This window comes from Synergistota bacterium, assembly GCA_021159885.1.
In the GTDB taxonomy this organism is placed as follows: domain Bacteria; phylum Synergistota; class GBS-1; order GBS-1; family GBS-1; genus AUK310.
The window spans coordinates 39305-45997 of the sequence record JAGHDO010000013.1 but is presented as its reverse complement, the minus strand read 5'-3'; the positions used below and the strand labels follow the sequence as shown (position 1 = coordinate 45997).

The 6693-nt window shown below is 44.9% G+C and carries 7 protein-coding genes; 5 read left to right on the top strand and 2 right to left on the bottom strand.

Features of this window, described 5'->3' with window-relative positions; translation table 11 throughout:
• Together J7M13_01185 and dctP are read left to right on the top strand one after the other, a co-directional pair.
• The coding region (locus J7M13_01185; GenBank protein MCD6362607.1) for a TRAP transporter large permease subunit at window positions 1–438 on the top strand (438 nt) is incomplete at its 5' end.
• Window positions 439–538: 100 nt separating this feature from the next.
• Window positions 539–1534 carry a TRAP transporter substrate-binding protein DctP gene (dctP, locus tag J7M13_01180; protein MCD6362606.1) on the top strand — a complete coding sequence of 332 codons (996 nt, stop codon included), beginning with the start codon at window positions 539–541 and terminating at the stop codon, window positions 1532–1534.
• Here the strand turns inward: dctP and J7M13_01175 are convergent.
• A complete protein-coding gene (locus tag J7M13_01175; protein ID MCD6362605.1) occupies window positions 1497–2012 on the bottom strand; it encodes a hypothetical protein in 516 nt (171 codons plus the stop codon). The genes dctP and J7M13_01175 overlap by 38 nt on opposite strands.
• A gap of 112 nt (window positions 2013–2124) precedes the next feature.
• Between J7M13_01175 and J7M13_01170 the strand changes: the two genes are divergently transcribed.
• Window positions 2125–4530 (top strand): cache domain-containing protein, encoded by a 2406-nt coding sequence (locus tag J7M13_01170; protein MCD6362604.1) that lies wholly within the window; start codon window positions 2125–2127, stop codon window positions 4528–4530.
• Window positions 4487–5680 (top strand): ABC transporter substrate-binding protein, encoded by a 1194-nt coding sequence (locus J7M13_01165; protein MCD6362603.1) that lies wholly within the window; start codon window positions 4487–4489, stop codon window positions 5678–5680. Before J7M13_01170 ends, J7M13_01165 begins: the two co-directional genes overlap by 44 nt.
• A 40-nt stretch (window positions 5681–5720) precedes the next feature.
• Here the strand turns inward: J7M13_01165 and J7M13_01160 are convergent, their stop codons facing one another.
• Entirely contained in the window at window positions 5721–6218 is a 498-nt protein-coding gene (locus tag J7M13_01160) for a ferritin (protein ID MCD6362602.1), read from the bottom strand.
• Window positions 6219–6346: 128 nt separating this feature from the next.
• Between J7M13_01160 and J7M13_01155 the strand changes: the two genes are divergently transcribed.
• Window positions 6347–6628 (top strand): HU family DNA-binding protein, encoded by a 282-nt coding sequence (locus tag J7M13_01155; GenBank protein MCD6362601.1) that lies wholly within the window; start codon window positions 6347–6349, stop codon window positions 6626–6628.
• Window positions 6629–6693: the final 65 nt, after the last annotated feature.

Sequence of the window (6693 nt, the reverse complement as noted above, 5' to 3'; positions counted from 1 at the left end):
GTCACAATACTTGGCAGGCTTTATACGATGGAGCAGGTGCCCATGAAGATAGCTAACTTCTTGCTTTCCATATCTCACAATAAGTATGTTATATTGCTTATGATAAACGTTTTTCTGATAATAATCGGTATGCTTATGGATGATTTAAGCGGGACGATGCTTGTTGCTCCTCTGCTTCTTCCGTTAGCGGTGCGGATAGGGGTTCATCCCGTGCATTTTGCTGCTATTCTGGGTACCAATCTCGGGTTAGGTAATGTGACTCCGCCGACGGCGCCAATCCTCTATCTCGGAGGACGTGTGGGGAAGGTTTCCTTCGATCAGTATATAAAGCCGGCACTGGTCTTCATGCTTTTCGGAAACGTTCCCGTGATAATATTGACCACTTACTTCCCCTCCTTGTCCATGTTTCTTCCTCGTTTAATTCTGGGGATCAGGTGAAGGAGGCAGGCGCGTCAGGGGGAAAGAAAGCAAGTAAAAATGGGGGGTGAAAGGAAAAGTGGGTAACAAGAGGGTGGTAGCGGGGATAGTTGTATGTCTGATGCTTCTTATCAGCGTTGCGGTTTTCGTCCAACACGGGGTTGCTGCTGAGCCGAAGTACCACTGGAGAATGTCTGAAATTCATCCCGTAGGAAGCGACTTCGATCTTAGAGCAAGGGAATTCGCGAAAAAGATATACGAGAGGACTCACGGTAAAATTAAGATTGATGTTTACTCTGGTGGAGTATTGGGCGACTGGACGGAGATCTTTGAGATGGTTATGCGAGGAACCGTTGAGGTAGCGCTTCAGATGGCTAACGCCAATTTTGACCCCAAACTCAACTTAGCTTACTACTTCCCGTACATATTCACGAACTTTGATGAGGCAACCAAGGTTTATAGCCCGAGTGGATGGGCTTACAAGATTATTCAGAAGCTGTGGGAGAAGCATAACATTAAGGCTCTCGATATAATTCCCGTTGGGATGGCGGGTCTTTCCTTGAAGTCGCTTCCCAAAGGTTATGCTGATCCTAAGGTCAAGAAGGGCATGAAGGTTCGCGTCATGCCCATAAAGCCGTGTGAATGGACCTATGAGGCTCTGGGATACATTCCGACTCCCATACCTTATTCTGAGGTTTACACTGCCCTTCAGATGGGTGTGGTTGACGGTCAGATGGGAGGACCTCCGTTCCAGGGATGGCAGTTCCGTGATGTACAGAAGGTATGGATTCAGTATAACGACTATTGTGAAACCTGGTGGTTCGTCATTAACAAGGGAATATGGGATAAGCTCTCTCCCGAGGATCAGAAGATCATAATGGAAGCTGCTCACGAGGAGTCCAAGATTCAGTGGGCTAAAGCTAAGCAGCTTGATGAGGAATACCGCCAGAAGCTTAAGAAGGAATATGGGTGGACGATCATTACCTTCAATGAGGATCAGATGAACAAGATAGCCAATTATGTTAGAAAGATAGTCTGGCCTAGGATGGAAAAGCTTGTTGGAAAGGAGCTTATGGACCTTATCTACAAGGAGTCCGGTGTGCCTCGTCCGCAGTAAGGGTGATAAAAAGTCCCTCGCCCTTCCCATGGGCGAGGGACTTTTTATACTTCTCCGTTGGGAGCCCCGCCTTCTTCCAAGCAGCGATACCACCTTTTAGATTTATAGCTTTGTATCCCATTTCCTGTAATACCTTGGTGGAGAGGGCTCCCCTTGCTCCGGATTTGCAGTATACGATTATAATTTGAGCCTCTCTTTCGGGGAACATTCTTCCTATTTTAAACTCGAGTAAGCCTCTCGGTAAGTTCTTTGCTCCCGGGATGTGCTCCTTCTTATATTCGCTTGGTTCCCTAACATCCAAGAAAGCATACCCTTTCTTATTGAGGTAGGAGTATGCTTCCTCAGGCGATATCTCTGTTATGACCTTTTTTGCCTCTTTTACAAAATCGCTCGCCTTTTTATACGCTAAGGCTGGTGTTATAGAGAGTAAAACGATTAAAGCAATTATAATCAAGCTTAGCGAACGAAACCGCTTCAATTTGAGATCACTTCCTCTTGAAATATAGTTCAATGTCCTGATATTATTATAATGAACTGTGTTCATTAGAGCAAGTTTTCTGGAAATGATGACAAGAAAGGAGGGATAGAAGATGCGCTATGTATTGAGAATAGGAGTGGCTTTATCCATATTTTTGTCTTTTATCTTGCCATTCGGTTTTCTTTATTTTACGTCGATGAATGTCATGAGAGGGGAGCTTCAAGAAGGGGAAAAAGCGTTTCTGTCGAATTACGTGAAACAGATAGAAATGGAAATAAGGAGCCTCGATGATGAGGGTAGGAAACTACTTTTAACCAGGAAGGAGAGCATAGCCAAGGATCTTCAACGAGTTAAAGCTAACCTTGACCTGTTTTATGCGGAGACCTATCACTCCACTGAATATAGCCTGAAGGAGCGGTTGCTTTCTTTTTTCGATATCATTGACAAGTACATATATCTTAATGGTTCGCTTTATAAGGATGGTAGTAGTCTGATGCTGGGCGATTTCTACGAGATAAACGAAAATGATGAGATACCAGAGACTCTCAGGCTTAGATTTAAACGAGGGGAAGCGATGATATTTATCGTTGATAAGGGGAAGGCGAAGGTTATATCGACGACCATGTTCTTAAATGGCAAGAAAGCGTATGGAGTTCTTCTTCCAGAGTCTCTTTACAGGAAAGTAGTTGAGGAGAGAAGAATGGCTTTTGGTAGGATGAAAGTGGGGGATCGCGATTATCTGATCTTTGCGGGTCCTCTGTTTGATGAGGATGGTCACGTTGTAGGCGTGGCGGGAGTTGCTGAAAATGAGATATTCACTTGGTATGCCTTCGAGGAGAAACTTCGGTCCCTTTCTAAAAAGCATGAGAGGGATATGGAGATACTCGTTTTCCACACAGATTCTCTTCCCAGCGGAGTTAAGATTGGTGATCTTTCGGGAAATCTCGGTGAGAAGAAAGGGCATCTTTTCGTGGGCAGGGCTTATAAGGGCACGGATGTGGGATATCTAATACGTTCTAAGAGGAATCTTGAAGATATAAGAGCTGAGATAGATAGGGAGATAATGCGCAAGCTTTATAAGTACACCCTCTCGATAGTTGTGGGAGAGAGAGGGAAGGCAGAGCTCCTTGATTCTGAAGGGAGGAGTATCATTAGAAAGGGAGTTTCCGTATCGAACTTAAGCGGTAAAGGTGGGTGTGGTGAGTTTACCGTTGAGGGGAAGCGTTGCTTCCTTTGCTATAGATGGCTCCCTGATAGAAAGATCTTTGTGGCTGCATATCGTCCCGAGGATGAGGTCTTAAAGCCCCTGATTGCGGTTAGAAAGAGGGCTATAGCTGTGGCTATTATAACTACTATAGCGGTTTTTCTCCTTGCATTTCTTTACTGGAGAACTCTGTCCAAGTTGGTTAAGCTTCTTTCGAATGCTCTTCTTAAGGCGGCAGGAAAGGAGCTTACTATTAGCTTACCGGCAATCTCCAATGATTTTTCGGAAGCATTTGAGGCGTTTAATAAGCTTGCACGTGATATAAGAGAGGCAATTGCGAGGGCAATTGGCGTCGCTTCGAGCTCGAGCGTGGAGGTTGAGGAGTATGCGGTTTCTCTGAGGAAAGCTCATCAGAAGCTTGAGAGTATAGTTTCCTCCCTTGAGAACTTGTTTGAGGGGATCTCAGGACTCGTATCTCATGTTCAGGAGGTTTCTGCCTCCGCCGAGGATATAAGAAGACTCTCTCAGGATACTCAAAAGGAAGTCGAAGGTAGCCTTGAGTCAGTTAGGGCTGTTATGAGAAGTGCGGAGCTTGTCAAGAGAAAGGTTGAGGAGGGGAGAGGAGCGGTCAACGAGGCTAATGCTCGGGGTGAGCGCTTAGCAGGTGAGATCAGAGCGCTCGTTGAGTTTTCTCAAAGCATAAATGAGATAGTCCAGACCATAGCTTCTATAGCTGATCAAACTAATCTGCTTGCGTTGAATGCTGCGATAGAGGCTGCTCGTGCTGGGGAAGCAGGAAGAGGTTTTGCTGTTGTAGCTGAAGAGGTTAGAAAGCTCGCGGAGCAGAGCGAGAAAGCAACCCAAGATATTGGAGATCTTTTAAGAAGCATGGGTGAAAAGGTAGAGGAGGTAGTTGCATCTTTTAGAGATGTTCAGGGAGCGATAGATAGGAATAGGGAAGCATTCGATGAAATAGAGTCAGCTTTCGAGGAGGTTTCTCTTAAAATCTCTGAAGTTTCCTCAGCGCTCGAAAAGGTGAGCTCCCTTGCAGAGAGAGTCCAGATCAACTTGGAGAGCATAACATCGGCCTTTTCTGATGTTATGGAGAAGGTAGAGAGCGTTTCGTCTGAGGGAGCTTCCCGTCTTGATGAGGTAAGGGAGTTCTTTAAGAGCTTTGAGGAGCTTTCCTTCAAGATGGATGCTTTAGCCTCTGTGATAAGAGAGCTTGAGGTTGCTCTTAAGGAGTTTAAGGTAGGGGAGGTGAAAAAGGGTGAAAAGGAAACTCTTGGTATCGCTCCTGCTTCTGAATCTTAATTGGCTTATTTTTGTTGGATTTTCTCTTGCACAGAATGTAGGGACAGAGGTGACAACTTCTTCAACGAGCTCTGTAGCTTCTGCATATGCAGAAAGAGTCATAAAGCTTGGGACCTCCTGTGCTCTTAAGGGGATCTCTTCGTATCTTGGTAAGGAATATGTCGGAGGATTAAAAGCATATATAAATCTGGTTAATGCAAGAGGAGGCATCGAGGGATATAACATAAAGCTCATAGCTTACGATGATGGTTATGAGCCTGGCAAGTGTAGAATAAACACGATTAAACTGCTTGATAACGATAAGGTGCTTGCTCTCGTTTGCTTTACGGGGACGCCTACCTCCAAAGTTGCGCTTCCATTGGCGGAGAAAAAAGGAGTCCCCTTCCTGTTTCCTTACTCTGGGGCTTCTTTTCTTAGAAAAAGCAAAGTGGCTTTTTGCTTGAGAGCTTCTTATGTTGAGGAGATGGTTGCTTTATGCAAATTCTTTAAAGATATGGGTCTTAAAAAAGTAGCGGTATTCTATCAGGATGATTCCTTTGGCAGGGCTGGTCTTGGTGGGGTTAGAGAGGGTTTGAAAATTACGGGATTAAAGCTTGTAGGTGAAGCGATTTATGGAAGAAATAGCCCTGAGGTTATGGCTGAGGCTTTCTACATAGCTGATTTGAATCCCGATGCGGTTCTCTATATAGGAACCTTTTATCAGGCGCTGAACTTTATAAGGTACACATGCTTTACGAGAGCAGACATGAGGTTTGGCGTTATATCCTTCGCAAATCCCGTTGAGATAATGAAAAGGCTTCGCTGTGCATCAAACCGAGTTTATGGGGTATCATGTGTTCCATCTCCCTATGATGAAAGCCTTTCTATCGTAGCCGAGTATAGAAAGAATATAGGAAGCGTGAGAATCTCTCCAATAAGCCTCGAGGGGTATATGGCGGGCAAGGTTCTCATAGCGGGGCTTAGGAAAGCCCTCCGTGAATTTGGAAAACCCTCAAGGGATGCTCTTCTTAAGGTTTTTCAGAACCTAAATGTTGATTTAGGTGGAATCAGGGCTATATTCTCGCCCGAAGATCATCAGGCTTTGCATAGAGTATGGATACTTGGAGAGAGGAACGGGAAGATAGAAACCCTGCGGAGTTATGGTAGATAGGTAAAAAGGACCGGCTTTTAAAAGCCGGTCCTTTTTGGGGCTATACTCTCTTAAGCATTTCTTCCATATCTTCTAGCAGAGTCTGTAGATCCTCTTCGTGTTCTACCTCATCCTGAAGTATCTGTAAAGCTATATTGTAAGTTACGGGATCCTTATCCTTAGTTATCTCAAGCAGTCGCCTGTAAACATCTATGGCGCACCTTTCTCCCTTAATGTTTTGCTCAAGTATTTTCTTGACATATGGGTCTTCTGGAGCGTCATATCCACAATTGGTCTTCTTGTACCAATCCTCTGGTTTCACTATGGGGGTTCCGCCAAGCTGGATTATTCTATTGGCAAGCATGCCTGCGTGTCTTAGCTCGTCTCCCGCGTGTTGAGTAAGCTCGGCTATGACAGCTTCCTTCATGGGGCCCTTGACTATCTTTGCGCCTATCCAATACTGATAATAGGCGAGCCATTCATCTGCGAAAGCTTTGTTAAGAAGCTCTATTAGCTCGCTGAGGTCCATTCCAACTATTTCTCTACCTTTGGTTCCCATTCTGCCTCACCTCCTTGATTAAAAATTATATCATTTTTTTCTTGGTTTTTCATGATATAACGCGAAAGCTATTGATATCAAGGGAGTTTTTGCTTATAATATGAAAAAAACCTTGGGGGGTGAAGGTTTTGACCAAAGCAGAGCTCGTCAGGCAGGTAGCGGAGAAAACGGGCATGACCAAGAAAGATACCGCTTTGGTCGTTAATGCGGTCTTTGAGACTATTATGGACGCGCTTACTAAAGGAGAAAAAGTTCAAATAGCGGGTTTCGGAATATTCGAGGTTAAGCAGAGGGCGGAGAGAGTTGGCAGGAATCCTCGGACCGGTGAAGAGATAAAGATACCGCCAAGAAAGGTTCCCGTATTCAGGGTTGGCAAGGAGCTCAAAACGAGAGTTATGGGGAGCAAGTAGCCTTTTTCATTTTTGATTCTTTTGAATAGGGGGAGCCCATGGCTCCCCCTATTTCCTTCTGATAG

Coding starts and splice junctions, on each gene's coding strand:
- dctP (MCD6362606.1), top strand. CDS start 539: ATGCTTCTTATCAGCGTTGCGGTTTTCGTCCAACACGGGGTTGCTGCT.
- J7M13_01170 (MCD6362604.1), top strand. CDS start 2,125: ATGCGCTATGTATTGAGAATAGGAGTGGCTTTATCCATATTTTTGTCT.
- J7M13_01160 (MCD6362602.1), bottom strand. CDS start 6,218: ATGGGAACCAAAGGTAGAGAAATAGTTGGAATGGACCTCAGCGAGCTA.